At 37.5% G+C, this 25026-nt stretch carries 26 protein-coding genes; 10 read left to right on the top strand and 16 right to left on the bottom strand.

Features of this window, described 5'->3' with window-relative positions; genetic code table 11:
- From PGN18_RS17520 to PGN18_RS17530, 3 genes are all read right to left on the bottom strand, one after another.
- Positions 1 to 831, bottom strand: an 831-nt coding sequence (locus PGN18_RS17520) for a glycosyltransferase family 9 protein (RefSeq protein WP_335320891.1), incomplete at its 3' end; no start/stop codon positions are given.
- 34 nt (positions 832 to 865) lie between these two features.
- On the bottom strand, positions 866 to 1468 hold the full coding sequence (locus tag PGN18_RS17525; protein ID WP_335320892.1) for a DUF4254 domain-containing protein: 603 nt from the start codon (positions 1466 to 1468) through the stop codon (positions 866 to 868).
- A gap of 173 nt (positions 1469 to 1641) precedes the next feature.
- Positions 1642 to 3330: a helix-hairpin-helix domain-containing protein gene (locus PGN18_RS17530; protein ID WP_335320893.1), complete on the bottom strand. Its 1689-nt coding sequence runs from the start codon at positions 3328 to 3330 to the stop codon at positions 1642 to 1644.
- Positions 3331 to 3415: 85 nt separating this feature from the next.
- On the opposite strand from PGN18_RS17530, the gene PGN18_RS17535 reads away from it, so the two are divergent.
- On the top strand, positions 3416 to 4042 hold the full coding sequence (locus PGN18_RS17535) for a hypothetical protein (RefSeq protein ID WP_335320894.1): 627 nt from the start codon (positions 3416 to 3418) through the stop codon (positions 4040 to 4042).
- A gap of 137 nt (positions 4043 to 4179) precedes the next feature.
- Here PGN18_RS17535 and sppA read toward each other — a convergent pair whose 3' ends face one another.
- Entirely contained in the window at positions 4180 to 5946 is a 1767-nt protein-coding gene (sppA, locus tag PGN18_RS17540; RefSeq protein WP_335320895.1) for a signal peptide peptidase SppA, read from the bottom strand.
- 38 nt (positions 5947 to 5984) lie between these two features.
- Here sppA and folK point away from each other — a divergent pair, with 38 nt between their 5' ends.
- Entirely contained in the window at positions 5985 to 6491 is a 507-nt protein-coding gene (folK, locus tag PGN18_RS17545) for a 2-amino-4-hydroxy-6-hydroxymethyldihydropteridine diphosphokinase (RefSeq protein WP_335320896.1), read from the top strand.
- Between the two features lie 20 nt (positions 6492 to 6511).
- On the opposite strand, the gene pssA is transcribed toward folK, so the two are convergent.
- Both pssA and rho read right to left on the bottom strand, forming a co-directional pair.
- The gene (gene pssA, locus PGN18_RS17550; RefSeq protein WP_335320897.1) at positions 6512 to 7204 is read right to left on the bottom strand and encodes a CDP-diacylglycerol--serine O-phosphatidyltransferase; all 693 of its coding nucleotides are present in this window, start codon (positions 7202 to 7204) and stop codon (positions 6512 to 6514) included.
- An 89-nt stretch (positions 7205 to 7293) separates the two neighbouring features.
- Positions 7294 to 9039 (bottom strand): transcription termination factor Rho, encoded by a 1746-nt coding sequence (rho, locus tag PGN18_RS17555; RefSeq protein WP_335320898.1) that lies wholly within the window; start codon positions 9037 to 9039, stop codon positions 7294 to 7296.
- Positions 9040 to 9463: 424 nt separating this feature from the next.
- Between rho and pyrF the strand changes: the two genes are divergently transcribed.
- From pyrF to PGN18_RS17575, 4 genes are all read left to right on the top strand, one after another.
- Entirely contained in the window at positions 9464 to 10294 is an 831-nt protein-coding gene (gene pyrF, locus PGN18_RS17560) for an orotidine-5'-phosphate decarboxylase (protein WP_335320899.1), read from the top strand.
- A 167-nt stretch (positions 10295 to 10461) separates the two neighbouring features.
- Positions 10462 to 11745, top strand: a complete 1284-nt coding sequence (locus tag PGN18_RS17565; RefSeq protein ID WP_335320900.1) for a DUF2851 family protein — start codon at positions 10462 to 10464, stop codon at positions 11743 to 11745.
- Positions 11746 to 11796: 51 nt separating this feature from the next.
- Entirely contained in the window at positions 11797 to 12012 is a 216-nt protein-coding gene (locus PGN18_RS17570) for a hypothetical protein (protein WP_335320901.1), read from the top strand.
- A gap of 128 nt (positions 12013 to 12140) precedes the next feature.
- Positions 12141 to 12359, top strand: a complete 219-nt coding sequence (locus PGN18_RS17575) for a PspC domain-containing protein (protein ID WP_335320902.1) — start codon at positions 12141 to 12143, stop codon at positions 12357 to 12359.
- 110 nt (positions 12360 to 12469) lie between these two features.
- Here the strand turns inward: PGN18_RS17575 and PGN18_RS17580 are convergent, their stop codons facing one another.
- The 4 genes from PGN18_RS17580 to PGN18_RS17595 all read right to left on the bottom strand — a co-directional run bounded on the left by PGN18_RS17580 (position 12470) and on the right by PGN18_RS17595 (position 15922).
- The gene (locus tag PGN18_RS17580; protein WP_335320903.1) at positions 12470 to 13126 is read right to left on the bottom strand and encodes an ankyrin repeat domain-containing protein; all 657 of its coding nucleotides are present in this window, start codon (positions 13124 to 13126) and stop codon (positions 12470 to 12472) included.
- A gap of 659 nt (positions 13127 to 13785) precedes the next feature.
- Positions 13786 to 14184 (bottom strand): SRPBCC family protein, encoded by a 399-nt coding sequence (locus tag PGN18_RS17585; RefSeq protein ID WP_335320904.1) that lies wholly within the window; start codon positions 14182 to 14184, stop codon positions 13786 to 13788.
- A 32-nt stretch (positions 14185 to 14216) separates the two neighbouring features.
- Positions 14217 to 14882 (bottom strand): orotate phosphoribosyltransferase, encoded by a 666-nt coding sequence (gene pyrE, locus PGN18_RS17590; protein WP_335320905.1) that lies wholly within the window; start codon positions 14880 to 14882, stop codon positions 14217 to 14219.
- A gap of 287 nt (positions 14883 to 15169) precedes the next feature.
- Positions 15170 to 15922, bottom strand: a complete 753-nt coding sequence (locus PGN18_RS17595; RefSeq protein ID WP_335320906.1) for a DeoR/GlpR family DNA-binding transcription regulator — start codon at positions 15920 to 15922, stop codon at positions 15170 to 15172.
- A gap of 55 nt (positions 15923 to 15977) precedes the next feature.
- On the opposite strand from PGN18_RS17595, the gene nudK reads away from it, so the two are divergent.
- Together nudK and PGN18_RS17605 are read left to right on the top strand one after the other, a co-directional pair.
- The gene (nudK, locus tag PGN18_RS17600) at positions 15978 to 16556 is read left to right on the top strand and encodes a GDP-mannose pyrophosphatase NudK (protein WP_335320907.1); all 579 of its coding nucleotides are present in this window, start codon (positions 15978 to 15980) and stop codon (positions 16554 to 16556) included.
- A 97-nt stretch (positions 16557 to 16653) separates the two neighbouring features.
- Positions 16654 to 17697: an NAD(P)-dependent alcohol dehydrogenase gene (locus tag PGN18_RS17605; protein WP_335320908.1), complete on the top strand. Its 1044-nt coding sequence runs from the start codon at positions 16654 to 16656 to the stop codon at positions 17695 to 17697.
- 70 nt (positions 17698 to 17767) lie between these two features.
- Here PGN18_RS17605 and PGN18_RS17610 read toward each other — a convergent pair whose 3' ends face one another.
- A complete protein-coding gene (locus PGN18_RS17610; RefSeq protein WP_335320909.1) occupies positions 17768 to 18643 on the bottom strand; it encodes a hypothetical protein in 876 nt (291 codons plus the stop codon).
- 441 nt (positions 18644 to 19084) lie between these two features.
- Between PGN18_RS17610 and PGN18_RS17615 the strand changes: the two genes are divergently transcribed.
- On the top strand, positions 19085 to 19696 hold the full coding sequence (locus PGN18_RS17615; RefSeq protein ID WP_335320910.1) for an NUDIX hydrolase: 612 nt from the start codon (positions 19085 to 19087) through the stop codon (positions 19694 to 19696).
- A 216-nt stretch (positions 19697 to 19912) separates the two neighbouring features.
- Here PGN18_RS17615 and PGN18_RS17620 read toward each other — a convergent pair whose 3' ends face one another.
- The 5 genes from PGN18_RS17620 to PGN18_RS17640 form a co-directional block, all read right to left on the bottom strand.
- On the bottom strand, positions 19913 to 20518 hold the full coding sequence (locus PGN18_RS17620; RefSeq protein WP_335320911.1) for a hypothetical protein: 606 nt from the start codon (positions 20516 to 20518) through the stop codon (positions 19913 to 19915).
- Entirely contained in the window at positions 20508 to 21011 is a 504-nt protein-coding gene (locus PGN18_RS17625; RefSeq protein ID WP_335320912.1) for an RNA polymerase sigma factor, read from the bottom strand. Before PGN18_RS17625 ends, PGN18_RS17620 begins: the two co-directional genes overlap by 11 nt.
- Positions 21012 to 21344: 333 nt before the next feature.
- Positions 21345 to 21806 (bottom strand): pantetheine-phosphate adenylyltransferase, encoded by a 462-nt coding sequence (coaD, locus tag PGN18_RS17630; protein WP_335320913.1) that lies wholly within the window; start codon positions 21804 to 21806, stop codon positions 21345 to 21347.
- A gap of 235 nt (positions 21807 to 22041) precedes the next feature.
- Entirely contained in the window at positions 22042 to 22578 is a 537-nt protein-coding gene (locus PGN18_RS17635; RefSeq protein WP_335320914.1) for an RsmD family RNA methyltransferase, read from the bottom strand.
- Positions 22569 to 23375, bottom strand: a complete 807-nt coding sequence (locus tag PGN18_RS17640; protein WP_335320915.1) for a DUF3822 family protein — start codon at positions 23373 to 23375, stop codon at positions 22569 to 22571. The genes PGN18_RS17635 and PGN18_RS17640 overlap by 10 nt, the downstream gene beginning before the upstream one ends.
- A gap of 361 nt (positions 23376 to 23736) precedes the next feature.
- Here PGN18_RS17640 and PGN18_RS17645 point away from each other — a divergent pair, with 361 nt between their 5' ends.
- A complete protein-coding gene (locus PGN18_RS17645; protein WP_335320916.1) occupies positions 23737 to 24876 on the top strand; it encodes a putative sensor domain DACNV-containing protein in 1140 nt (379 codons plus the stop codon).
- Positions 24877 to 25026: the final 150 nt, after the last annotated feature.

Raw genomic sequence — 25026 nt, forward strand, 5'->3', positions numbered from 1 at the left:
TACCACAGGTACACCAACAAGTGATGCCATATGCATGCCTGATGAGTCCATACTTAACATTAAATCTAAGTTTGAAATAATGGCAAGTTCTTCCGTTAAATTAAAGTTTCCAATTAAATTATAAGTGTTTTGATATGTTTTAGCCCAGTTTTCGGCAACATGCTGTTCCTTTTCACCACCACCGAATATAAAAAGCTCATATCCCAGGTGATTTAATGAGGCGATAACTGCTTCCATTTTGTCTAATGCATATACTTTATAAATGTGCTGCGCAAAAGGAGATATGCCGATTTTTTTTGTGGTTTGATCCCCAAACAATGTTTTGGCTTTTTCGGGTAAGGTCTGTGCTGATTTGCTGATTTGGTGACTGAGTTTAATGCTAAAACCCAATTTACGGAAAACATCAGCATAACGCTCAACGGTTTTTCTAAGCGGTTTAAATACCTTTTTATGGGTACGGGTTAATGCCTTTTTTTCCGCCCTTCCCTTATCTATACGTTTAATTTTGGTTCCGATTAAGCGAAAAAAAGTCGAAATTGCCCTGCTTCTTAAATTATCATGTAAATCGGCTATAGCATCTGGTTTGTAGCTACGGAGTTCCTGATAAAGTTTATATAATCCATTTATGCCCTTATGAAGGGTTTTTGGTTCGATAGGATGAAAGATCAGATTAGGGATATGATCAAAAAATGGTTTAAAAGCTGGCCGGCTGACCATAATGAGTTCAGCTGCTGGGTTCTGTTCCGAAAATTCTTGTAAAACAGATGCGACCATGGCCACATCGCCCATTGCCGAAAAACGTAAAGCAATAATTTTTTGGGTTGATGACATGAACTTCGCTTTCAGCTTTGGTCTTTCTGCTTTTCTATGCTCTATTGTACAATACCGGGTTTAAACTCGGATCGTTGTACATTTTCATTTGCTTGTACACTTTCATGTATTTTTTGCCCGCCTCAATATCTGCCAGTAACTCATCAATGCTGGTGGAAAGATCATCGCGTTGAGACAACAATACATTGAGCTTGGTTTGGCATTGTGCACGGTGCTCGGCCGATGCACTTTCGCGTTCGGCCTCTTCCTGCATGTGGTAAATTTTTAATGCTAGGATAGAAAGCCTGTCAATTGCCCATGCCGGACTTTCGGTATTGATTTTTGCATCTGGCAGAGCCGTAATTCCTTGATAAAGATTTAGGAAATAGCCATCAATAAACTCTACCATATCGGTACGTACCTGGTTTTGGGCATCAATGCGTCTCTTCCAGCTTAAGCCTTCAACAGGATCAATCTGAGGATTGCGCACCACATCTTCCATGTGCCATTGAGCAGTATCAATCCAGTTTTTTATATAAAAAAGATGCTCTAAACTTTCGGCATCGTAAGGGTTTTCAACCGGATGGTCAATATCATCAAACTTGTGGTAGTCTGTAATAACCTGATTAAATATGCGGTTGGCAATTTCACTGATCATGGGGCAAAGATATTAAAAGATTTCTTATCAGGGGAGTACACAGATTTGGGGATTATACAGATTTTTCCTGACGGGATGATTACACAGATTAGGAGATTCCACCGATTTTTTTGATGATATTTTAAACAGGCTTGCTTGAATTCTGTTCCACCCTAAACCCTAAACCCTAAACCCTAAACCCTAAACCCAAACCCCTTTCCATCAAAGTATGCAGCAATCTCCTCCAAACTGAATGCATTCAAACATTTATCGGCGCTTAAACCACCTTTTCGGCCTACTAAAATACCGTAATGCATGTCATGAAAACCTTCTGTACGGTGGGCATCGGGATTTACGGATAATAAGACACCTTTTTCCAGTGCGTAGCGATGCCAGCGCCAATCTAAATCCAGGCGTAAGGGATTTGCATTAATTTCGATTACTACTTTATTTGCCGCACAGGCATCGATAATTTTTTTATAATCTATCGGGTATCCGGCCCTGCTTAATAATAAACGGCCAGTGGGATGCCCTAAAATGGTGGTATATGGATTTTCAATAGCTTTTAGCAAACGCGCGGTTGCCTTTGCTTCATCCATGCGGAGGTTACTGTGCACAGAAGCTACTACAAAATCAAATGTTTTAAGGATCTCGTCCGGATAATCGAGCGATCCATCATTTAAAATATCACTTTCAATGCCTTTAAAAATTTTGAAAGGAGCAAGTTTTTCATTCAGTTCATCAATTTCCTGGTGTTGTCCAAAAACACGTTGTTCGTTTAAGCCTTTGGCATAAACAGCGGTTTTAGAGTGATCGCAAATACCCAAATACTGAAGGTTTAAATTTTCTTTACAGTAAACGGCCATTTGTTCCAGCGTGTGCACACCATCGCTCCAGGTCGAGTGGTTATGCAAGCTGCCTTTTAAATCTTTGTATTGGATGAGCGTTGGGAGTTTATTTGCTTTAGCCAGTTCAATTTCATTAAAATCTTCACGAAGCTCGGGCTCGATAAAAGCTAATCCCGCCTTGCTGTAAATTTCTTCTTCATTTGCAAAAGGTCCGCCACCTGCTAAAGCTAATACTTTTTCAGCATGTTCCTTATTTCCGGTTAAAGTAAACCATTCTAGATAAAAGGCTGATTTTTCTACTACAAAGATTTTAATTCTGAGGCCGGCTTCTGTTGTACAAATGTAAGCTTGCTGCGCTTCAATAAGCGAAAGTGCTTCGAAAGCAGGCAACTTTTGTTTAATGACGTCACTATTTTCCGTTCCTATTACAATTTCGAGTTCATCAACAATCTCACATGCACGCCTGTATTGACCTGCGAAGCCTAAGATTACATCTTTATCAATTTTTCCAGCCCAATTTGCAAGCTGTATAAATAATGTTTTGGCGAAACCTTCTACCTGTGCATATAAAAACCTGCCATTGGCTGCCAATTTAAATTCAATAGCATTTTTAATTTCTTCCTGCGTTTTTAAACCAAAACCTTTGGCTTCAATTAAGCGGTTTTCGTTGCAAGCGTAATATAATTCGCCTATGCTTTCTATCCCTAAAGTACGCCAAATGATGAATATTTTTTTCGGTCCGATGCCTTTTATAGCCAGCATTTCTACTATGCCTTCAGGTGTTCTTTCGAGTATTTCGTTAAGCTCCTGTAATGCTCCGGTTTGAAGAAGTTCTACGATTTTGGAAGCCAGCCCTTTACCTATGCCATCAATTTTATCCAGCTCATCCAGCGGTTTGTCTTTTAAGGCAAAAGGCAGTTTATCCACTTTAAAATAGGCATTTGCAATCGATTTAATCTTGAATGGGTTTTCTTCGTGCAGTTCCATAAGCTGCGATAAGAGGCGTAAGGTGCGGGCGATGGTCTTATTTTCCATAAGGGGCAAAATTAGGAAATAATGCCTCAAATCTTACCTGGCAAAGAAATTAAAACACAATTTTATTAATCGCTGTTTTACACTCATGGAAAAGGTAAAATTTGCCCTTTTGGGATTAAGCATAAGTTTGGCGGCATGCCAATCTTCCAATAAAAATGATGAACGCAGAACAGATTCGGTAAGTAAAAAAATAACTAAAATACAAGAGGTAGATGGCCGGTTTCTGATTGTGGCTGGTAAATCTATTGGCGAAATTTCTTTAGGAGAAAATATGGAACAGGTAGCTGAAAAACTTGGCCGACCTGACGCCGGCGATGCTGCAATGGGAAAAGCCTGGGGGATCTGGTACAGTGGCGATTCGACAGCGAAACGCAGGAATGAAATTGCCATTTATTCTTCTTACCGGGATACCAGCATGCGGGTAAAAGACGTGAAGCAGATCAGGATCACCTCAAATCAATTCAAAACACAGGATGGTTTGGCTACGGGTGCTACTTTAGAAGATACAAAACTAAAATTCCCGGATATCAAAAAACTTTCTTCTTATTTAAATGAAAATAAAGATACCGTAGTGGTATATGATGCAAAAAAAGATGGGATTGGTTTCGAATTTTTAAAAGGGAAAAGTATTTCCTTAACGATACATCCGGTAAATACGGCGGTTAACGAAACTTACTTAACCCTGCATCCTGAATGGAAAATCGTAGAATGAGGTAAGAGGTGAAATGGAAATGAACTTTTTAGCTCATGGTTTGATGGCTCATAGTTAATGGCTTGGTATATTATGCCTATTGGCTATTAACTATTTAACTGTGAACCATCAATCCTTATTCCATTTTCCATCTTACATTATTTAATCACTGCTTCAAATGGCATTCTGGCCTGAATCCCTGAGCTTGCTATTACTTTTTTCATCTGTTGGTAAAGCATATAGTTATCACCCAATTCTTGTTTGGTGTAATAGGTTTTAATTCTGTCTGTACCTTCATCCAGTAATGATTTCCATGGGTCTATTACATCCGGATATTCTACCACTTTATAGTTCTTTAGTTTGGCTTTTTTGGCCGCAGCCTTAATCGCGTCATTAAAACCTCCGATTCTATCAGCTAATCCAATTTGAACGGCATCTGTTCCAATCCAAACGTGGCCGCCGCCAATGCTATCAATATAGGCTTTACTTTTCTTTCTGCCATCGGCAACGCGACCTACAAAACCATTGTAAATTCTGTTCAATTCATTTTGGATGATAAACCTCTCGCCTGCAGTCATAGGACGGTTAGTGGCCATAATATCCGCATATTTACCCGTTTTAACACCGTCAAATGTAATCCCTAGTTTATTGGTCATTAAGTTCTGGAAATTGGGGATAATACCAAATACCCCTATGGATCCTGTAATGGTATTCGGCTGTACAAAAATGCTATCAGCGGCACAACCGATATAATATCCACCAGATGCGGCTACATCACCAAAAGATGCGATTACTGGTTTTTCTTTTTTTGTTAAAACAACCTCTCTCCAGATCACATCCGAAGCTAAAGCACTACCTCCAGGCGAGTTTACGCGAAGTACAACTGCCTTGATATCATCATCCAAACGAGCCTTCCTAATTGCCCTGGAAATGCGTTCTGATCCGATCTGGTTGTCAGAACCCTCACCACCGCTAATTTCGCCATTGGCATAAATCACGGCAACTTTGTCTTTTCCTTCACCTATATCGCTATTGTTTTTGGCATATTCGTTAATCGAAACCGAGCGGATATTTTCTCCCCTGGTTCTGCCAGATAATCCTTTTAATTCCTCTAAAATCTGATCTTTATATTTTAAAGCATCAATCATTTTAAAGTTTACCGCATCTTGTGGTTGTTGCACTTTGTAATTATCAGCAATGCTGTTCAGACTATCTTTTTGGATATTTCTGCTTTGCGCAATATCGCTCAAGAAAGTATTGTACAAACCACCTACATAAGCCGTAACCTGTTTACGGCTGTAATTGCTCATTTTATCTAAAATAAAAGGCTCAACCGCACTTTTATAATTTCCTACCCGGATCACCTGCATTTCTACGCCAACTTTTTCTAATGTACCTTTAAAAAAAGTTAGTTCCGAGCTAAATCCTTTGAACTCTAAGGCACCTTCAGGATTTAGATATACTTTATCTGCAACAGAGGCCAGATAATAAGCTCCTTGTGTATATACTTCACTGTAGGCAATGATTTTTTTATGAGATTTTTTAAAATCAATCAGTGCATTCCTAACTTCGCGTAGCGTAGCAAAACCTGCATTCGGACTGCTTACATTCAGGTAAATGCATTTAATATTATCGTCTGTTTTGGCTTTTTGCAAAGCTTTTAAGAAGTCGTTTAAGCCTATGGCATCTTTTTCGTCACCTCCTACAATTGGAAGATTGCCAAATGTTTTTTTTGGGGTACGCTCTGTAATGGCTTGATCCAGATTTAGGAATAGGACCGAATTGTTAGATACCGTAATGGTTTTATCGCTATCAATAGATGATATTAGTCCCACGACCACTACGAAGCAGATAATAAATACGATTATGATCGATAAGAAAAAGCCCAACATAGAGGCAAATAAATACTTAAAGAATTCTCTCATTTAAATTTTAATTTTGTGCTGTAAAGATATAAAAATACATGATGCTTAATCAAGGTTTAGAGTACAGTACGGCTTATTTGTTACTGGGTGGAAATTTAGGCGATAGAGTGGCAAATCTGGAAAAAGCCATTGAATTATTGAATGATAAAATTGGTAAGGTAATAGCGGTTTCATCGCTTTACGAAACGGCTGCATGGGGCAAAACCGACCAGCCTGCATTTTTAAATCAGGCAGTAGCATTGCAAACTAATTTAAGTGCGTTAGCAGTTTTAGATCTGGCCTTAAGTATAGAGCAGGAACTGGGCAGGGTGAGGAAAGATAAATGGGGGGAGCGTTTAATCGATATCGATATTATTCTTTTTGGAGATCAAATCATTAATATTCCGGATAGACTTCAGGTACCTCATCCGCATATGAAACACCGAAAATTTGTGATGGAACCCCTGGCCGAAATTGCCCCTCAGGTTCTGCATCCTGTGCTTGGAGAAACCATGTTGTCGATCTGCCGAAATATAAGCGATCCGCTTGAGGTTAAAAAGCTTTAATTATTCAAGGAAGTAAAAGACTAAATCTGCTGATCTGGTTTTGCTCCCTTAAAATGAAGAAAAGATAAAGCAATATACAGTACTAATACAAAAGGTATCGCCGCAAATTGTAGAAAGGCAATTAGTATAGCCGATAGAATGAGGAAAATAAATTTGATTTTGTTTTTCGCCCAGCTTAAACTACTAAATTTTAAAGAAAATATTTTTATTTCGCTTACCAGTAAGAAGCTGGTGATTGCCGTAATGGCTATTAACAAAATACTTGATGAAATAATTTGTGGATAATCTTGCGCGATAAAAGGTAGCGAACAGATAAACAAAGTATTCATTGGTGTATTCAGGCCAATAAAATCTTCTGTTTGCCTGGTATCATTATTGAATTTGGCCAATCTAAGTGCTGAAAAAATGGTAATGATAAATCCAAGGTAGGGAAGATATTCAGATGAATAATCGCTTGCCTTTAATAGATGAAACATCATTACCCCGGGTAAGAACCCAAAACTTACCATATCTGCCAAAGAATCGAGGTCTTTTCCTATGGCCGACTTTACATTTAACAAACGGGCAACCATACCATCAAAAAAATCGAATATCCCGGATAAAATAACGAGATAAGCTGCAGTTTCTAAATGGCCTTTAAATGCAAAAACGATACCGATACAGCCAGATAAAAGGTTTGCACAGGTAATCGCATTAGGGAGATGCCTTTTCATAGGTATAAGGTGTAGGGTTTAGGGTGTAAGGTTTAGGCATCCAGATTGGAAACCTTCAGCCTTACACCCTTTTACCTTTAAGCTTTATCTTAGCTGTTCATCGAAATTAAGAACTCTTCGTTACTTTTTGTTCCTTTTATTTGCGATTGAACAAATTCCATGGCTTCCTGGCTGTTCATATCAGCAAGGTGGTTACGTAAAATCCAAACGCGCTGTAATGTGTCTCTGTCGTGCAATAAATCATCGCGACGGGTACTTGATGCCGTAATATCGATAGCAGGGAAAATACGTTTGTTTGATAATTTACGGTCTAACTGAAGCTCCATGTTACCCGTTCCTTTAAATTCTTCAAAAATTACCTCATCCATTTTAGAACCTGTATCAGTTAATGCAGTAGCTAAAATGGTTAATGAACCTCCGTTTTCGATGTTACGTGCAGCACCAAAGAAACGTTTAGGTTTATGCAGGGCATTGGCATCAACACCACCTGACAATATTTTACCTGAGGCTGGTGCAGTAGTATTATATGCTCTGGCTAAACGGGTAATTGAATCTAAAAGGATTACTACATCATGTCCGCTTTCTACCAGACGTTTCGATTTCTCTAAAACAATGTTGGCAATTTTAACATGACGTTCAGCTGGCTCATCAAAAGTTGAGGCAATTACCTCAGCCCTTACACTGCGTGCCATATCGGTAACCTCTTCCGGACGCTCATCAATTAATAAGATAATTAAATAAACTTCAGGGTGGTTTTTGGCAATTGCATTGGCTACCTCTTTTAATAAATTGGTTTTACCCGTTTTAGGCTGCGCAACAATTAAACCACGTTGCCCTTTACCAATTGGTGTAAATAAATCCATAATACGGGTAGAATAGTTGCTCGTATCCGTAAATAGGTTTAATCTTTCGGTTGGGAAAAGTGGTGTCAAATAATCAAAAGGAACGCGGTCGCGAACCTCAGCAGGGATTCTGCCGTTAATGGTTTCTACACGAACCAATGGGAAATATTTTTCGCCTTCTTTTGGCGGACGGATGCTGCCTTTAACGGTATCACCGGTTTTTAATCCAAAAAGTTTAATCTGAGACTGAGATACATAAATATCATCAGGCGAAGTTAAGTAGTTGTAATCTGCCGAGCGCAGGAAACCATAACCATCAGGCATAATTTCTAAAACGCCTTCATTTGTAATTACATTATCGAAATCCAGATTAGAGTAACTGTTTTCATTTTTGTGGTGATTGCCACCGCCTGGTTGTTTTTGCTGGCGATTTTCATCACGTTGTGGTTTTTCCTGTTTTTCTTTAGGCTCTTGTTTTTGTTTTGGAGCTACCGGAAGTACTTCTGCACTTTCCTCTATCAAAGCTGAGATAGGTTTTACACTTTCTTCAGCTTCAACAATTCTGTCGGGCTGCTTTTCACGCTGAGGTTCATCAAATAACGTAACCGCGTCTCTTCTTTTTTCAACAGGGACTGCAGAATCGGTTTTTGTTAATCTCGCTCTTTTTTTAACCGGCTTTTCTTCAGTAGCTATAGGCTTTTCATCTGTAGTAACAGGTTTTTCAGCGGCTACCACTGGAGTTACTGTTGCGGCTGCGGCAACTTTTGGTGCTTTTGTCGCTTTGGTTTTAGGTGCACGTGCGGTTGCAACAGGTTCGGTTTCGCTATAAGGATCTGCACCAGATTTAGCAGCATTTATAATTTCTTGCTGGTGTAAAAGTACTTCAACAAGGTCTATTTTTCTTAAGGAGTCGGCACCTTCAATGCCATAGCTTTTTGCCAGCTCACGTAATTCTGTTGTGAGCTTATCATTTAATTCTGTTTTACTAAACATTCTAAATATATATGTTTCAAGAAATTTTTCATTTGTTTATAACGGATGTTTTCTATTATAAAATTGCACGGGCTTAAAAAATATTTGTGTTAACGTAAGCCCGGCTTTTATTGTGCATAAGTTCTTAAGGCTATAAAACATTAAATGAGTTCATTAGGGATAATGCTCAAATTGTTTCATAATTGTTTACAAGCTGAATATAAAGCAATATTTGCTTTTAAAAAATGGTAACAAAAAACAAGTCTTGATAAATTTTTCTGGGATATTCAGATAAACGGTTGAGAAATTATGGTGCAATTGTATGTATTTGAAACGTAATCTGCAAGCAAAAGTTTAAAATGTTTATAAAAATAATTAATGTGGGCATTATTTTATCGCTCGGAAAACTTAAAAATCTTCATATTTGCAGCAAACAAGCGCATATATGACCAAGCAACAACTTTTTGAGCAGATACAAAAAAAACGTTCTTTTTTATGTGTCGGATTAGATTCTTCACTAGATAAGATACCACAACACTTATTAAAGTATGAAAATCCGATTCTGGAATTTAACAAACAGATTATTGACGCTACGAAAGACCTGTGTGTTGCTTACAAACCAAATACTGCTTTTTATGAGTGTTATGGTAAAAAAGGCTGGGAAACCTTAACCGAAACCTGGAAATACATACCGCAGGATATTTTTTCTATTGCAGACGCCAAGCGTGGCGACATTGGCAATACTTCGGCTATGTATGCAGAAACATTTTTTAATGCAGCATCATCTGAGATGAGTTTTGATTCTGTTACTGTTGCACCATACATGGGTAGCGATTCCGTAACGCCTTTTTTAACCTATAAAGATAAATGGGTCATTTTATTGGCTTTAACCTCAAATGCGGGGCATGCCGATTTTCAATTGCAGGAAATTGACGGAGACAAGCTCTTTGAAAAAGTAATTAAAACCTCACAAACCTGGGCAACAGATGAGCAAATGATGTACGTAGTTGGGGCTACACGCGGTGCGGCATTTGGCGATGTACGTAAACTCGCACCAGACCACTTTCTGTTGGTACCAGGGGTTGGTGCACAAGGTGGGGATTTAAGTGAGGTATGTAAATATGGTTTAAATTCTCAATGTGGATTATTGATCAACTCCTCAAGAGGAATTATTTATGCCAGCCAGGGTGAAGACTTTGCAGAAAGGGCTAGAGAAGAGGCTTTAAAACTGCAACAGGAGATGGAGCAGATTTTGGTTAAGGCGGAACTAATTTAATTAGGCCAACTTCGCTTCAGCGTCAGCTGAACTCCCGCCCGGACGGACGGGTGTTTCAGCATCTTCTACTTGTAAGACCCTGAAATAAATTCAGGGTGGCGGAAAGAGAGGCTCAAAATTTAAACTTATAAGTTAGTTATAGCCAAATAAATTCATTATCTTCAAGAATGAATTTTCCAGAAGACTTTCTTCATTATGTATGGCAGTTCAGGTCGTTTGATTATAACGGACTGCAGACCTGCGATGGCGAAACCCTGGAAATCATCAATACCGGATTGCTCAACCGAAATGCCGGGCCGGATTTTAACCATGCGAAAATTAAAATTGGCGAAACCATCTGGGCGGGAAATGTAGAAATTCATTTAAAATCTTCCGATTGGTTAAAACACAACCATCAGGTTGATCCTGTATATGAAAATGTAATTTTGCATGTTGTTTATCAGCATGATGCCGAAATAACCAGGATGGACGGAACCATTCTTCCTGTTTTAGAACTGAAAAACCGCATCTCCAATGATCTGATTAGCAAGTACGAAAACCTTTTCCTCACCTTAACTGATTTTCCATGCATTGCCCAAATTGGAAGCGTAGATGAATTGATTGTAGATTCCTTTTTATCAAGGACATTAGTTGAGCGTTTCGAACAGAAAACCCATGCGGTTACAGCAACCTTAAACGAATTGAATGGGAACTGGGATGAGACTTTTTACCGTTTTATAACGCGTAATTTTGGATTTAAAATAAATGCTTTACCCTTTGAACTGTTTGCCAAAGCCGTTCCTCAGCAAATTTATGCCTGGCACAAAAACAATCCACACCAAATAGAAGCATTGGTTTTTGGCGCGGCAGGGTTCTTAAACGATCATTTCGAGGAAGAGTATCCGCGAAAGCTGAAAACAGAATTTCAGTTTCTGCAAAAGAAATATAAGATTATGCCCATTAATGTTTCGATGTGGAAATTTATGCGCATGCGCCCTCAAAATTTTCCAACCATCCGTTTGGCACAATTTGCTGCATTGATTACAAAAGCCAATCATCTTTTTTCTAAAGTGATGGAAATAAAGGAGGTGGCAGAGTTACATACCCTATTTGAAAATCTACCGATAAACGATTACTGGAAAACACACTATCATTTTAAAAAGGTAACTTCTTCGGTAAACACCCAGATAGGGAAAACATCAGTAGATAACATTCTGCTAAACACCGTGGCCTTGTTTTTGTTCGCTTATGGAAAACATACCGCAACATCCTATTTTATCAGTAGGGCGATAAAGTTGTTGGAAAATTTGCCCGCTGAACAAAATGCTATTACTGATAAATTTACCGGGGCGGGAGTGAAGATGGCGAATGCATTTGCCTCGCAAGGAATTTTGCAGCTAAAAAAGCAATATTGTGATCAGAAAAAATGTTTGTCTTGTGGTATTGGAATTAAAATTTTAAAACAGGCGTAATCTATTTAAGGTGTCGGTAAAACTTTATGCTTTATAATCTGTTCATATCATATGGAATTTCCACACGAACTAAAAGAGCTATATCCAAATCAGATTATTGAGGTAAGGGGTAATGCCGATGCCTTAACCATTATTTTGAACAGTGATGTTGATATCCATCAATTTAAGGCAGAACTGATCAAAAATTTTTCGGGACTGGAAGAACAACAAACGCTTTTTATAAAACACGAAGATAAACAGGATTTCGAAAAACTGATTTTGGAATGATGGCGTTAATTAACAATTGTATTTAACCAATTAAATTTCTTAAATTAGAATCTGTAAGCAAATAATAGCTCATGTTTTTAAGCGTCCTTACTTAGTGCAGAATAATAAGATTTTAAAACAAGCTTAATATGTTCCAAAGAATTGTAACTTATTTTGAACAGCAGAGTTTTGGTGTGTCTACGTATTTGGCTAACAAACTAAATATGAGTACAGCTAAGGTGCGCCTGTTTTTTATATACTCGTCATTTCTGGCGGTAGGTTTTCCAATATTATTCTACTTTTTAGCCGCTGTTGTGCTTGATATCAGAACATACATGAAAAGAATGCGGTCGCGGATTTGGGAATAGCTCAGTTCCCAGTTGGCGGTATACAGTTCTCGGTTGGCGGTATTCAGTTGTCAGTATTCATTTGTCAGTTTAAATCAACTGAAAATTGTGAACTACAAACTAAAAACTGTTTAGTCATCGTCTCTTAAAATTTCTGCAATTTCATTAAAGCCTTTTTCTGCAGCTAAATCAGCCGGTCGTTTTCCGCCTTCCATCCGTAAAGAAACTTCTGCTCCGTGCTCTAACAATAAAATAATTAATTCAATATTTCCCAGTTGAGCAGCTGTATGTAAAGGAGCCAAGCCTGCTTTCTGACAAACATTCGGATAAGCACCTGCGCTTAAAAGCATTTTGGTGATATTGAAATTGTTAGCTGCAACTGCGGAGTGTATAGGAAATACATTAAAGCCATTCTTTGATGCCAGATTAACGTCAGCTCCTTTTAAAACCAGAAAACGGGCCAATTCCTCATGTCCGAAGTAGCAGGCTAAACCCAGGGGTGTAAAACCGTCTTTAGAAAATTCATTGATACTGGCAGGATTTTGAAAAATCAAAAGGGTAGCCTCGTCGAATTTTCCAACAGCACAAGCTTCAAATAGGGTTAAATGGTCCAAAAATTCGGAAATCAGATCAGCTATTTCCAGTTTTTTGTAATAACAAGCCAATAAAAGTGGCGAAATTTGATGTGAAGTATCCACGTTTGCCAATTTTGGGTTTTCAATCAAAATTTCTTTTACGGCTTGTAGATTTCCTGCTTCAATTTGTTCCTCGAGTTGCGCTATACCCATAATACTGTGTGAAAAATCGCTTTAAATTAACGAAATTTAAGGAATTGTAAACCTTAATGCCTAAATATAGATAGAGTGGAGCATATTAGCAAAGATTAGATCGTGAGTCTAAAGTCATAAGTACTCCTGGCCCAGGTTAAATAAACCCCGCCTTCAACGGGTAGGTGATAGAACGGAAAGCCCGAATCCTGACTTTTTCGTCGGGAGAGGACTTGGAGAGATAGCAGAACTACTGTAACCGGAGCAAACAGAAAATGCTTTTCTAAAATATTGACAGTATAAATTCCTATGTGAGCTCCTCCAATAGGCTATCAATGACAGATTTAAAGAATCGCCGTCTATTTCGACTGAAGAGCAGCAAATGTTTACCTGCGCAGACAGGCCTGCCGGTACAGGCGGGGAAAAATCTTTTAACACAGTTCAAAGATTTCTCCATTGCGGTCGAAATGATGCCTCTTGTATATCTGTCACCAACACTCCGATGTATTCGAGAATTCTAAATCCACCATTAACAGGATCCATTAGTGCAGTTGTCATCCGATAGCAATCGATCTCGCGCATGCTTCAACCGCGTTCAAAATGACAACTTCAGAGAAAATAAAAAAGACGAAGTTTAATTCGTCTTTATATTTGTAGTCAATTAATTTATGCAATCACTTTTATCCTAAAATCTCTTTCAGTTTTACAGTTTGGTGATCAGCCAGTTTTTGTAGCGGACCAGATGCCAGCATTTTCATCATCATGTTCAAATCAGCTGAAATAATGTGTCTTGCTGTAGTCGTTCCGTTGCCGTTGTCTGCTACTGTCCACTTTAATTCTACATCAAAAGGCGCTTTTTCGCTGGGGATTGCTGTTATTTCCTGGTTCTCCACCCGGCTCGAAATTTTAATGGCTAATTTGGCCATATTCTGGATGGTAAACCGTGCATCATCTTCGGTTGACTCCCAGTTATAAATGTTTTCTGGCATCAATTGCTGATGATTATTCATATTGGATAGAAAAGCATAAACTTCAGCAACCGGTTTATTAACTTCTACTGTGCTATCGATAACAGTCATTATATATTTGTATAAATTTATTTACTCTGGATTTAAGCCTCTGAACTCAAAACCTGTCCTTTTCCCCATTCTGAAGGATTTAAGCGCCATTTGCCTAATAATTCCATATCACTTTTGGCAATAATGCTATGCTCGGCGGCATAATCGATCAACGCTCCATAGTTTGATAAGGTTAAGTAACGGCATTTTGCAGCTGCAAAGTTTTCATCTGCTTTTTCGAAACCATAGGTGAAAATTGCCGCTAAGCCAGCTACCGATAATCCGGCTGCTCTTAATGCTTCAACAGCTTGCAAACTGCTTTTTCCGGTTGAAATTAGATCTTCAATAACCACCACGCGTTGTCCTTCTACCACTTCGCCTTCAATTAAACTTCCGGTACCATGCTCTTTAGCTTTCGCTCTCACATAGATAAATGGTAAACCCAGTTCTTGAGCTACTAAAACGCCTTGAGGGATGCCAGCAGTGGCTACACCTGCAATAACATCTACAGAGCCAAATTCTTCTTGTATGGCCTGCGCAAGTTTCTGCCTGATGTAGGTTCTAACCTGAGGATGGGAAAGGGTAATTCTGTTGTCGCAATAAATTGGAGATTTCCAGCCAGATGCCCAGGTAAAAGGATTATTTGGCTGTAATTTAATTGCTTTAATCTGTAATAAAAATTCCGCTACTTTTAATTCAATATCACTTTTATTATACATGGCTCAAAATTACAGATTTATTTGTGTTTGTCATAACGTTTATTAAGCCCCATTATTTTATATTTGGGGAAAGAAAAATTTAAGAATCAGGATTTAATTCAGATATTTTCACAAAACAAATATTGGAAATTTTGGTGGATGCTAAAAGTGGTTTCTTGTCACTTGCTGTAAATCAGCATGATAAAGAATAGTTAGTTTTGAAAATACATTACAAATAACTTACGATCTGCTTAAAGCAATTCAACATGTGCTAATTCATCAATCCGGCTGACGTTATTACTCACTGATCAAACGGTTACTGAATATACGGCTATTCCTTTTGATTCGAATTCATATACCTCCGGCCCATTATAGTTGGTCACTAGAATATTCACAATTGATAAATCATTAAATTTCAAATATGAATTTTTCCCTATTTTACTTGCATCACAAAGCATATAGGTGCAATCGGTTTGTGCTGCCATAGCTAAAGTATTAGAAGCCTCGTATTCACTACCTGCATACAGTCCTTCAGCAGTAATGCCATCCACGCCCAAAAATGCTTTAGCGGCATGGTATCTGGCAATATGTTCGTGTGCGATAGTTCCATGGATGGCTTGTCTACTTGCATCAACTTCACCTCCTATAAGATTTATTGTTACTGCGCTGTGTTGCAATTCATTTACTATTGGTAGCGAATTGGTAATTACCTTTATCTTTTTATCTTTAATAAACTGACATAATCTAAAGGCAGTGCTGCCACAATCGATAAATATCACATCCCCTTCAGTTATGTCTTCAGCTGCCCTTTTGCAGATTGCATCTTTTGCTTTTAGATTAACTTCTGCTTTATTGGCAAATGAAACTGGCTTGATCACATCACTTATTTTCATGGCGCCTCCATGTGTACGGTAAAGTAGCCCGTTGGCAGCCATGTGGGTCAGGTCTCTTCTTACGGTAACTTCAGAAATACCAATTTCGGTGGCAAATTGACGAATTTTAACTTCACCAAATGTTTCTAGAAGTTCAAGAATTTTATGCGCCCTTTTTTGAAATGTCATTTATAATGGTTTAATTCGATCAAATTTAATCATAATTGATCAAAAATAATCAAAAATGAAAAATATTAATATTCTTGACACTAAAATTTTATCTGATAATTGGTATACACTCAAAAAAATCAGATTCGAAATGATTGGTGTTGACGGTGCCAAATCTATTTTGGATCGCGAAGCATATGACAGGGGAAATGGTGCAACGATTTTATTGTATAATAAAGCTAATCAAAAGATCGTACTGACCCGCCAGTTCAGGTTACCGACATTTATTAATGGAAATGATACAGGTTATCTTATTGAATGCTGCGCAGGATTGTTGGATCAGGATAATGCGGAAGATTGTATCAGAAGGGAAACGGAAGAAGAAACCGGATTCAGGATTGAAAAGGTTGAAAAAGTTTTCGAAGCCTATATGTCACCAGGCTCAGTTACTGAACTATTATACTTTTTTGTTGCAGCGTATTCAAATGATATGAAATTACATGATGGAGGAGGGTTACAAGAAGAAAATGAGGATATAGAAGTTTTGGAATTACCTTTCGAAAAGGCAATTGACATGATGAAATCTGGTGAGATAAGGGATGGTAAAACAATTATGCTACTGCAGTACGCACAGTTGCAGGGATTGATGTTGTAATTGATTGTTTGAATTTTGTAATGATTAATTTGATTTATGTAATTGCGCTTAACAAATGGCTGTTTACATTTGTTACCATTAATTAATTTAACTTTTTATGATAGCAACAAAAGGATATGCGGCACAAAATGCCCAAACGGATCTTGCACCCTGGAATTTTGAACGCCGGGAAGTGGGTCCTCATGATGTTCAGTTCGAAATACTTTTCTGCGGGGTTTGCCATTCAGATCTGCACCAGATCAAAAACGATTGGTTTGAGGGGATATTTCCTATGGTTCCCGGCCACGAAATTGTAGGCAGGGTGGTAAAGGTTGGAGATCATGTGAAGAAATTTAGAGTGGGCGATCTTGCCGGAACAGGATGTATGGTAGATTCTTGCCAGGTTTGTGAAAATTGTAAGCAAGATTTAGAGCAATATTGTTTAGAAGGCAATACCCAAACTTATAATAATTTAGCGAGAGATGGTAAGACACCAACTTATGGTGGTTATTCTGATACGATTGTGGTAAGAGAAGAGTTTGTACTTCATGTATCAGATCAATTAAATCTTGCTGCTGTAGCACCACTTCTATGTGCTGGTATTACTACTTATTCTCCGTTAAGACACTGGAAAGTAGGAAAGGGTCATAAACTGGCTGTTTTGGGCTTAGGCGGTTTGGGCCATATGGCGGTGAAATTTGGAGTGGCTTTTGGGGCTGAAGTAACGGTATTAAGTACTTCGCCTAAAAAAGAAGAAGATGCAAAAAAATTAGGTGCTCACCATTTTGTGGTCACAACCGATCGTGAGCAGGTTAAAGCAGCCAAAGGTACCTTCGATTTTATTTTGGACACCGTATCTGCTGAGCATGATTTTAACATGTACCTTTCGTTATTAAGGATAAATGGTACGCATATCTGTGTGGGTGTTCCACCTAAACCTGCGGAGATTGCGGCTTTTAGTTTATTGGGGGGCAGAAAAAGTCTGGCTGGATCCAACATAGGTGGTATTGCCGAAACTCAGGAAATGTTGGATTTCTGTGCAGCAAATAACATAGTATCGGAAATTGAATTGATTGATATGAAAGATATTCACACAGCCTACGATAGGATGCAAAAAGGTGATGTACGTTACAGGTTTGTGATTGATATGGCTACATTGTAGTTCAGATTATAACAGAGGTTAAAGGGATTTAGTAATAGCAATATTTCTATATCCCTTTTTTTTAGGAAAGTTAATAACCTAAAGCATCTCCACTTTTTTTTACAAATTCGGATAGCGATATATGGTGCTCTGACTCCACTTTCGCTAGCTGTCTTTTGTTTTCTGTTAACAGGTTATCCAAAGTGTTCAGCGAATCTTTTAGATAAGTTATCGACAACATGCGTGAAATCCTGTTCCGGATTTTATCGGCAAGAAATAACTCGATCAATATTAGGCTGATCAGGAAAAAATAATGATTGAATATGATATTATTCGAACTCTTGGAGAAATTAGGAGATCCTATTAAGCCAAAAAATAGATCTATAATTAAAGGAATACCGATAATCGCAAGGAGCGAAAATCCCCTCACTTTTAAAGTAATCCCTTTTTCAGCATTCCTGATCTTTTCATTGAAGGCCGAAAACTTGCCTTTAAACGGGATTCCCCTATTTTTCTGTTGCTCTTCTAATTTTTGAAGCGCTTTACCATGTTCAATATCTATTTTACGTACCTGCTCTACAATATGCGTTTCAGCACTATTCAGCTTTTCCTGGTCTTCAATAATAGATTCCTGTTCGGCGATAATTTTATCCATCACCAATAGGTCTTCCGGAATGCCATGTCGTAGTTTTTGTTCAGCCGCTACAATCCGGTTATCCAGTTGTTTAAATTGTTTTTTAAGCTCAGCAATTTCTTTATTAAAATGCTCTTTTTTAAAGGTGTAGCTGCTTTCAAGACTATTAAGTGCCGAAATATATTCGAAATCTGCAAGAAGCTGTTCATTAGTCGCAAAACGCTGATAGAACCCATTTAATCTGTTAAAGAGTTCATCAGTTGATTTTTCTGGATTAGAAAGATCATTTCGGTATATTTCCAAATCGGTTTCTGATAATGAAGGTGTGGGCATGGCAGATTAAAAAGTTAAAATTATAAAAAAAATTTTATCGCTGATGGAATTATTAACTGTAGTTTCCACATGTATGTTCTGATAGAAGAGGCTTCTCATTATTTTTTATAAAGTAGATGGTTGATTTATAGATGCTTAAAACTATTTTAGATTAATTATTATTTTTTTTCTACGCTTTAATAAATTGTTATATATTTGTAGCAAGCAAGGGGTGAGAGCCTTGCATCAATCTTTGATTGAGAGCGTTAATTTAGATAAGGTTACAACATTAATTGTTGTAACCTTTTTTTTATATCCTATATTAACTCAACAATTTTTCTACTTTAGGGAAAGCAAATATATATATTGCTGTAGTTAAAAGATCCTTTATGGGCTAAAGGAGGAGGACTGATTTTGCGACGAAGCCATTTATGCTTCCATTTATTAATATGCTTTAATTACATGCCAAAAAATTATAGAATTTACATCAACGATAACACTTTGTTTATATCAGATTTTTTGCCCGAGCAAAAAGAAAAAATTCAACAGTTGGAATTTAAGGATTTCAATCTGGAAACCTTCTATAAAAAACTGAAAAACGGATCTAAAAAGAGTTATATATTTTTGACAAAAAATCCACAGGAAACTTTTAAAAAGTTGAAGAAAGATTGTGCTGTAATAAAGGCTGCAGGTGGTTTGGTAGAGAGTGCAAATGGCAATTACCTGTTTATTTTCAGGAACAAAAAATGGGATTTGCCTAAAGGAAAACTGGAGGACGGCGAAAAGATGAAAGAAGCCGCTGTTCGTGAGGTGGAAGAGGAATGTGGAATCAGGGTTTTTAAACGGGAAGAAAAGCTTTGTAAAACCTATCATGTTTATCCGATGGGCAATAAAATGGTAATCAAGAAAACCAATTGGTATAAAATGAGGGTAAAGGGTGAACCTAAATTGGTTCCTCAAAAGGAAGAAGGCATAGACGAAGCGGTTTGGTTAGATAAAAATCATATTTCGCCGGTCGTTAAAAATACTTTTCCATCTATAATGGATGTGTTGAGAGCTGGTGGGATACTATAATGCTATCCCATAGATCGTCGCCCTACTGAACTTATTTTACAAGTAGCGATAGCATTTTAAATTACCTTGTAGCTACTGCGTGGTCAGTATCTTTTTGTTACTAATTGTGTTATAATTGTGATGTCAGATACTTCTATCTGAAATGGATTAAAATAAAAATTAGACGGATTAATATCGCTATAAGTCAGAAGGTAACTTTCTGACACCAACGGATTATTATTCATAGTCCAGTTCATCAACTACTTTTTTAACCTGTTTTAGGTATTTTCCGTAATAAAACCAAGCCCATAATTCGGTAATTGCACCGATAATCAGGATGGTTACAAAGCAATTGAGCAGGATGTAAACCGGAGATAATTTATTTAATATCCGCGAGAATACAGATGCCTTTTCAATAAATACAAAAGCGGTTAAAAAACCGACTGAAATAAAAGCCACAATGTAAGTTAAGGCTTTATACAGCTCTATATTTAGCTTCATTTCGTAATAAAACCAAAGGATATTTTTGCGGGTATCTATGCTTAAATCGTATGAGTTTTTATAAAATATATAAAACTTGAAGAAATAATAAGCTGTAAAACCACAGGTAATGGAATAGGTCAAAAGAAATACCCTGTTAACTAAAGATGAAAATCCAAAAGCATAGGGGATAAAAGCCATACATACCAAAAAAAACATCTGGTAGAAAAATTCATGTTTCATTTTGGCCCTAATTTTATCAATAGGTGTGCGCGCCTGTTTTATTTTAAGCATATCGGAAGAAATGTTGCTTTCTTCCTGATTTTCTGTATTCCATTCTTGTTTTAAATCGTCAAAATTCATAACCATTTTTCTTTATGATGAACTGTAATTTTTCTTTTGTCCTTTTAAGCTTTACACGTGCATTAACCTCGGTTATTCCAAGGTTTTCAGCAATTGAACGATGTGATTGATTTTCGAGAAAAAGGAAGATTAATGCTTTTTCAATTGCATTTAATTCTCGAACAGCAGCGTACAAATAAGCTATTTTTTCTTCTTTCCCTTCATTTTCGTTTGCATCTATTATATCAATGTTTCCATCTAACGGTATTCTGTCTACCTTTCTGATGTCTTTCTTGAAATAGATTATTGCTGTATTGAGGCAAACGCGGTACATCCACGTGGTAAATTTGCTATTTCCTTTAAAAGAAGGATAGGCTTTCCATAATTGTAATACGATTTCCTGAAACAGATCACGTTGTTCTTCGGCATCATTCATATACATTTTAGAAATCTTGTGTATAATCGCTTTGTGCTGATTGATCAGGGTAAGAAATGTGTGTTCTGTTTCTTTCATTTAATATATACCAAATTGGTAACAGATTTTTAGAAACGTTACAGGTTAAGTTAAAATAATATTTAAACAAAGAAAAAGGACGCAGATAAAACGATAGTCTAATTGAGGGATATAAAACAGTTATGGGTTCCCTGTATCAAAGTTGTCATTTCTTCAGGTAGCTAATGTATACTGTGAGGCGAATGGAGCAATCTACCTAGATTGATAATCTTAATTCTGAGTGATTGCTAAGAATAGTGTTAATTATACAGAAAAACATCCTGTCCTGAAGACTTTTAAAATAGGAGAATATGTATTTAAGATGAACCTAAATTAAATCTTTGGTTGACAAAGTTATAAAAATGCCAATGCTTCTTTGGGTACAAATGGACTCACATCGCCGTGGTTTCTTAAAATATCACGCACGATGGTCGAGCTGATGGCAGAGTATTCGGGTTTACTTAACAGCAAGATGGTTTCTACCTCTGGCATCATAGTTTGATTAATCTGCGCAATAGCCCGTTCGTACTCAAAATCAGCAGCCGAACGGATCCCGCGTACCATGTAGGTAGCGTTTATTTTCCGGCAGAAATCTACAGTCAAACCTTCGTAAGTTTGGATTTCGATGTTTTCATAATCTTTAAAAACAGTCTGCAAGATCTGGAGACGCTGTTCAGCACTTAAAAAATTCTGTTTAGCACTATTAAGTCCGATACCCACTACAATTTTATCAAAAAGTGGAGTGGCACGCTGTAGTATATTTACGTGCGCAATGGTAATCGGATCAAAAGAACCTGGAAATAGCGCTATCTTCATGATTCAAATATAGATTTTTATATTTGAAAGCGGAATAGTTTAGCGCTGAGGGTTTAGCGGTTAGCTTGAAATACGCATAAAAAATTGCATCATGCCTGCAGACATCATCCCGTTTGGTTTGGAATGTGTAGTTAGGATAGCGGTTAGTGTAGTCTTAAGCGATTTATTCTGTGAAAAATCATATTTCAGTAAACCAATTAAACAGTCAACCAATCACTAATGACTAATGAACAATTCAACTGAACTCGAAAAAGCTAAAAGAAGAATTTCCGTATTTTCTTGTTTCGGTATAACCTGGCTGGGTGTTCAGTTTCATGTTGCTTTGGTGTTCTACAATTAGCAAACCACCAGGTTTTAGCAATTTTTGCGTTTCAACCATCACCGGAATTTGTGGGATGTTAGGCATATTGTAAGGAGGATCGGCGAAGATCAGGTCATATGTTCCGCTCATTTGTTTCAATAATTTAAAAACGTCACCTTTACGGACATCGATTTGATTAAATTGATGTTGTTTAGCGGTGTTTTTTACCCAATTCACGCAGCCATAATCCATATCAACCGCTAAAATGCACTCCGCTCCACGCGAAGCAAACTCAAATGTTAAATTCCCGGTACCACAAAACAAATCCAATACAGCACAGCTTTCAAAATCATATTTATTATTTAGGATATTGAAAAGTGCTTCTTTAGCCATATCCGTTGTAGGCCGTACGGGTAAATTTGCAGGGGGCTGCAAACGAATGCCCTTTAATTTACCACCAATTATCCGCATAAATCTAAAGCAAGGAGACCACTGAAATAGTGTTTAGGCATATCGGCCAATAATTCGCTGTTCTGTTTTCCGGCTGGAAGGAAGAAATATAGCTGGTTGAAATATTTTAGTAAACAATTATAATGCTCGTCATCTTCGTTAATGATGCCTTGTAGATAAACTGGAATAGTATCGTTTAGCCCTAATTGCTCAATCATCAGCAATAGGAAATAATTAAATTCCTCCGCATTTTCTGATTCGTAGTGGTTCTGAAAAATGACCTTCTTATCCTTTACATAGAGTACATTAAAAGATACTGCAGTAAAATCGATTAGTAAAGACTCGTTTGCCAAATGACCAAATAAAACCATTAATGGCTCAGATTGTGGATAAAGATCCGTTTGTTTAGGCAGATTTTCTTTTAAATCTTCATTCAAACAAAAAACAGTATTAAAACCTAGCTCTTCGTTGTGTTTGATATAGATTTTAGCATCAGAACCGAGGTATTGACTATAAACATCCAGATTTTCACCCTCAAACCATTCATCGGGGATAAATATAAAGTTTGAGGTATGGATAGCTGCTTTAACGGCTCCATAATTTAAAGAAAGGTAACTATCGGTTGTAAAAGCAGAGTTAAGTTCTTTTAGTACATCACTGCAACCTTGCTTATCAAAAATGAGGTTAATCTCTTTTGTATCCTGGCTAACCACGGCATAAGAAAAGCTATCATTTGTTATTTTTAATAATAAATGGCAGTTTGCAGATGTGTCAGCTTTGAAATTTGGGTCGACCAATAAGAGACTATTGTTACGCATTGAAACAAAAATAGGGTTTTTTAATAATTAAAGATAAAAAAGTTGTTTTCAGGGAGATATTTACCATCATTAGGTTCAGTTAATAATAATGAATAATCAAGGTCTTCAGCATTCTATAGTTAGAATTTTGAAATCATTAACCAATTTAAACAATTAACCAGTTAACCCAACTTCACCACCTTATCTATTCTGAGTTTACCTTGGAAAAATTAAAGAAAAATAAGACCAAACTTTGCGTTCTTCGCGTCTTTAGATTAATCCCTTCTTTGTTCACTTTGCGGTTAAACCTTAAAGATTTTTTTTACCAAAATCAAACCTTTGGGCTATTCAAAAATCGAAATATTCGGCTTAAATTCGGAACATGAGTTATAAGCCTACCTATAAAGCAGCAAACACGATTGCGGCCACGATAGAACAACATTTTGTTAAACTGCATAAAAATGCCATTGCACAAGGTGAGATAGATTTGGCTACTCAACCAGATCAAAAAACAATTGAAGCGATAATTGATGTTGCTTTTTGGAGCAGTTTACGTAAAGAAGAAGGGCATTCGCCACGGATATCCATTGCTTTTCTTCCTCCTGCGCAAACTTCTAAACCATTACGTTTTGCCAAAAAATTAGCTTTAAATGCAAATACCTTAACCAAAATAGCCCCTGGAATTGAACGTTCCGGAATCCACCTTGGCGTTTGGGAAGAGGATGGTGAACTTTATATCTGGGGTACAACCCTTAATATTCCTAATTTTTGTTTTGTAGTTGATGTTTCCGAACCTGGGTTAATCGTAATTAAACACCGTAGAATTTATGGAATTGGCAAATTTACCAATGTAGCGGTGCTAAAAGGGGAACAAATCCGCATTGTGGATGACAGGAGCTGTAACAATAGAGATTGTCCGCCTATTTTGCAGGCTTTACTGGATTTAACTGTTTTGGCCAGCTGGAACGATCCGATCAATATCCTGATTCAGTTTTCAGTTTCTATGCGTGCGCATGGCAGAGGTGGGGCATTGTTAATTGTACCTAAGGGCGATACCAAATGGGAGGAATCCATCATTCACCCGATACAGTATTTGGTAGAACCTCCTTTCTGTGGCTTATCTAATCTGGCTAAACAGAATGGCAACCAAAGCGAGATTTTCTCCCAAGGAGCTGTGCGTCGCGAGGTAGAACATTTGGCAGGCTTAACCGCGGTTGACGGTGCTACCATCATCAATGAAGAATTTGACCTCATAGCCTTTGGTGCTAAAATAGGACGTGCAAAGGGGAAACCTACCGTAGAGCAGATTGCGTTTTCGGAGCCGATCGTTGGAGGAGAAGATAAAATTCTTTATCCCGGACAGCTTGGCGGTACCCGCCATTTTTCTGTTGCCCAGTTTGTGAACGATCAACCTCAGTCTATTGGGTTGGTCGCCTCGCAAGACGGCCATTTTACCATCTTTAGCTATAGCAAAAAACAAAACATGGTAATGGCGCATCGTATTGAAACCTTACTTTTGTAATAGCAAGGAGCAGATAGCATAGGGCACAGCGATTGAAATTGTTCGAAAGGCACGGTATTGCTAATCGGATACTGTCGTCCGTCTTTTCACTAAATTCCCACTCAAACTTTTGCTAAAAAACCAAATGTTCAGGGAGATTGGGAGATATCG

It is taken from the genome of Pedobacter terrae (genome assembly GCF_036946585.1).
In the GTDB taxonomy this organism is placed as follows: domain Bacteria; phylum Bacteroidota; class Bacteroidia; order Sphingobacteriales; family Sphingobacteriaceae; genus Pedobacter; species Pedobacter terrae_C.

Excerpts from the sequence above, each read along its gene's own strand:
- PGN18_RS17525 (WP_335320892.1), bottom strand. The coding sequence starts at position 1,468 with ATGATCAGTGAAATTGCCAACCGCATATTTAATCAGGTTATTACAGAC.
- PGN18_RS17530 (WP_335320893.1), bottom strand. The coding sequence starts at position 3,330 with ATGGAAAATAAGACCATCGCCCGCACCTTACGCCTCTTATCGCAGCTT.
- PGN18_RS17535 (WP_335320894.1), top strand. The coding sequence starts at position 3,416 with ATGGAAAAGGTAAAATTTGCCCTTTTGGGATTAAGCATAAGTTTGGCG.
- sppA (WP_335320895.1), bottom strand. The coding sequence starts at position 5,946 with ATGAGAGAATTCTTTAAGTATTTATTTGCCTCTATGTTGGGCTTTTTC.
- folK (WP_335320896.1), top strand. The coding sequence starts at position 5,985 with ATGATGCTTAATCAAGGTTTAGAGTACAGTACGGCTTATTTGTTACTG.
- pssA (WP_335320897.1), bottom strand. The coding sequence starts at position 7,204 with ATGAAAAGGCATCTCCCTAATGCGATTACCTGTGCAAACCTTTTATCT.
- rho (WP_335320898.1), bottom strand. The coding sequence starts at position 9,039 with ATGTTTAGTAAAACAGAATTAAATGATAAGCTCACAACAGAATTACGT.
- pyrF (WP_335320899.1), top strand. The coding sequence starts at position 9,464 with ATGACCAAGCAACAACTTTTTGAGCAGATACAAAAAAAACGTTCTTTT.
- PGN18_RS17565 (WP_335320900.1), top strand. The coding sequence starts at position 10,462 with ATGAATTTTCCAGAAGACTTTCTTCATTATGTATGGCAGTTCAGGTCG.
- PGN18_RS17570 (WP_335320901.1), top strand. The coding sequence starts at position 11,797 with ATGGAATTTCCACACGAACTAAAAGAGCTATATCCAAATCAGATTATT.
- PGN18_RS17575 (WP_335320902.1), top strand. The coding sequence starts at position 12,141 with ATGTTCCAAAGAATTGTAACTTATTTTGAACAGCAGAGTTTTGGTGTG.
- PGN18_RS17580 (WP_335320903.1), bottom strand. The coding sequence starts at position 13,126 with ATGGGTATAGCGCAACTCGAGGAACAAATTGAAGCAGGAAATCTACAA.
- PGN18_RS17585 (WP_335320904.1), bottom strand. The coding sequence starts at position 14,184 with ATGACTGTTATCGATAGCACAGTAGAAGTTAATAAACCGGTTGCTGAA.
- pyrE (WP_335320905.1), bottom strand. The coding sequence starts at position 14,882 with ATGTATAATAAAAGTGATATTGAATTAAAAGTAGCGGAATTTTTATTA.
- PGN18_RS17595 (WP_335320906.1), bottom strand. The coding sequence starts at position 15,922 with ATGACATTTCAAAAAAGGGCGCATAAAATTCTTGAACTTCTAGAAACA.
- nudK (WP_335320907.1), top strand. The coding sequence starts at position 15,978 with ATGAAAAATATTAATATTCTTGACACTAAAATTTTATCTGATAATTGG.
- PGN18_RS17605 (WP_335320908.1), top strand. The coding sequence starts at position 16,654 with ATGATAGCAACAAAAGGATATGCGGCACAAAATGCCCAAACGGATCTT.
- PGN18_RS17610 (WP_335320909.1), bottom strand. The coding sequence starts at position 18,643 with ATGCCCACACCTTCATTATCAGAAACCGATTTGGAAATATACCGAAAT.
- PGN18_RS17615 (WP_335320910.1), top strand. The coding sequence starts at position 19,085 with ATGCCAAAAAATTATAGAATTTACATCAACGATAACACTTTGTTTATA.
- PGN18_RS17620 (WP_335320911.1), bottom strand. The coding sequence starts at position 20,518 with ATGAATTTTGACGATTTAAAACAAGAATGGAATACAGAAAATCAGGAA.
- PGN18_RS17625 (WP_335320912.1), bottom strand. The coding sequence starts at position 21,011 with ATGAAAGAAACAGAACACACATTTCTTACCCTGATCAATCAGCACAAA.
- coaD (WP_335320913.1), bottom strand. The coding sequence starts at position 21,806 with ATGAAGATAGCGCTATTTCCAGGTTCTTTTGATCCGATTACCATTGCG.
- PGN18_RS17635 (WP_335320914.1), bottom strand. The coding sequence starts at position 22,578 with ATGCGGATAATTGGTGGTAAATTAAAGGGCATTCGTTTGCAGCCCCCT.
- PGN18_RS17640 (WP_335320915.1), bottom strand. The coding sequence starts at position 23,375 with ATGCGTAACAATAGTCTCTTATTGGTCGACCCAAATTTCAAAGCTGAC.
- PGN18_RS17645 (WP_335320916.1), top strand. The coding sequence starts at position 23,737 with ATGAGTTATAAGCCTACCTATAAAGCAGCAAACACGATTGCGGCCACG.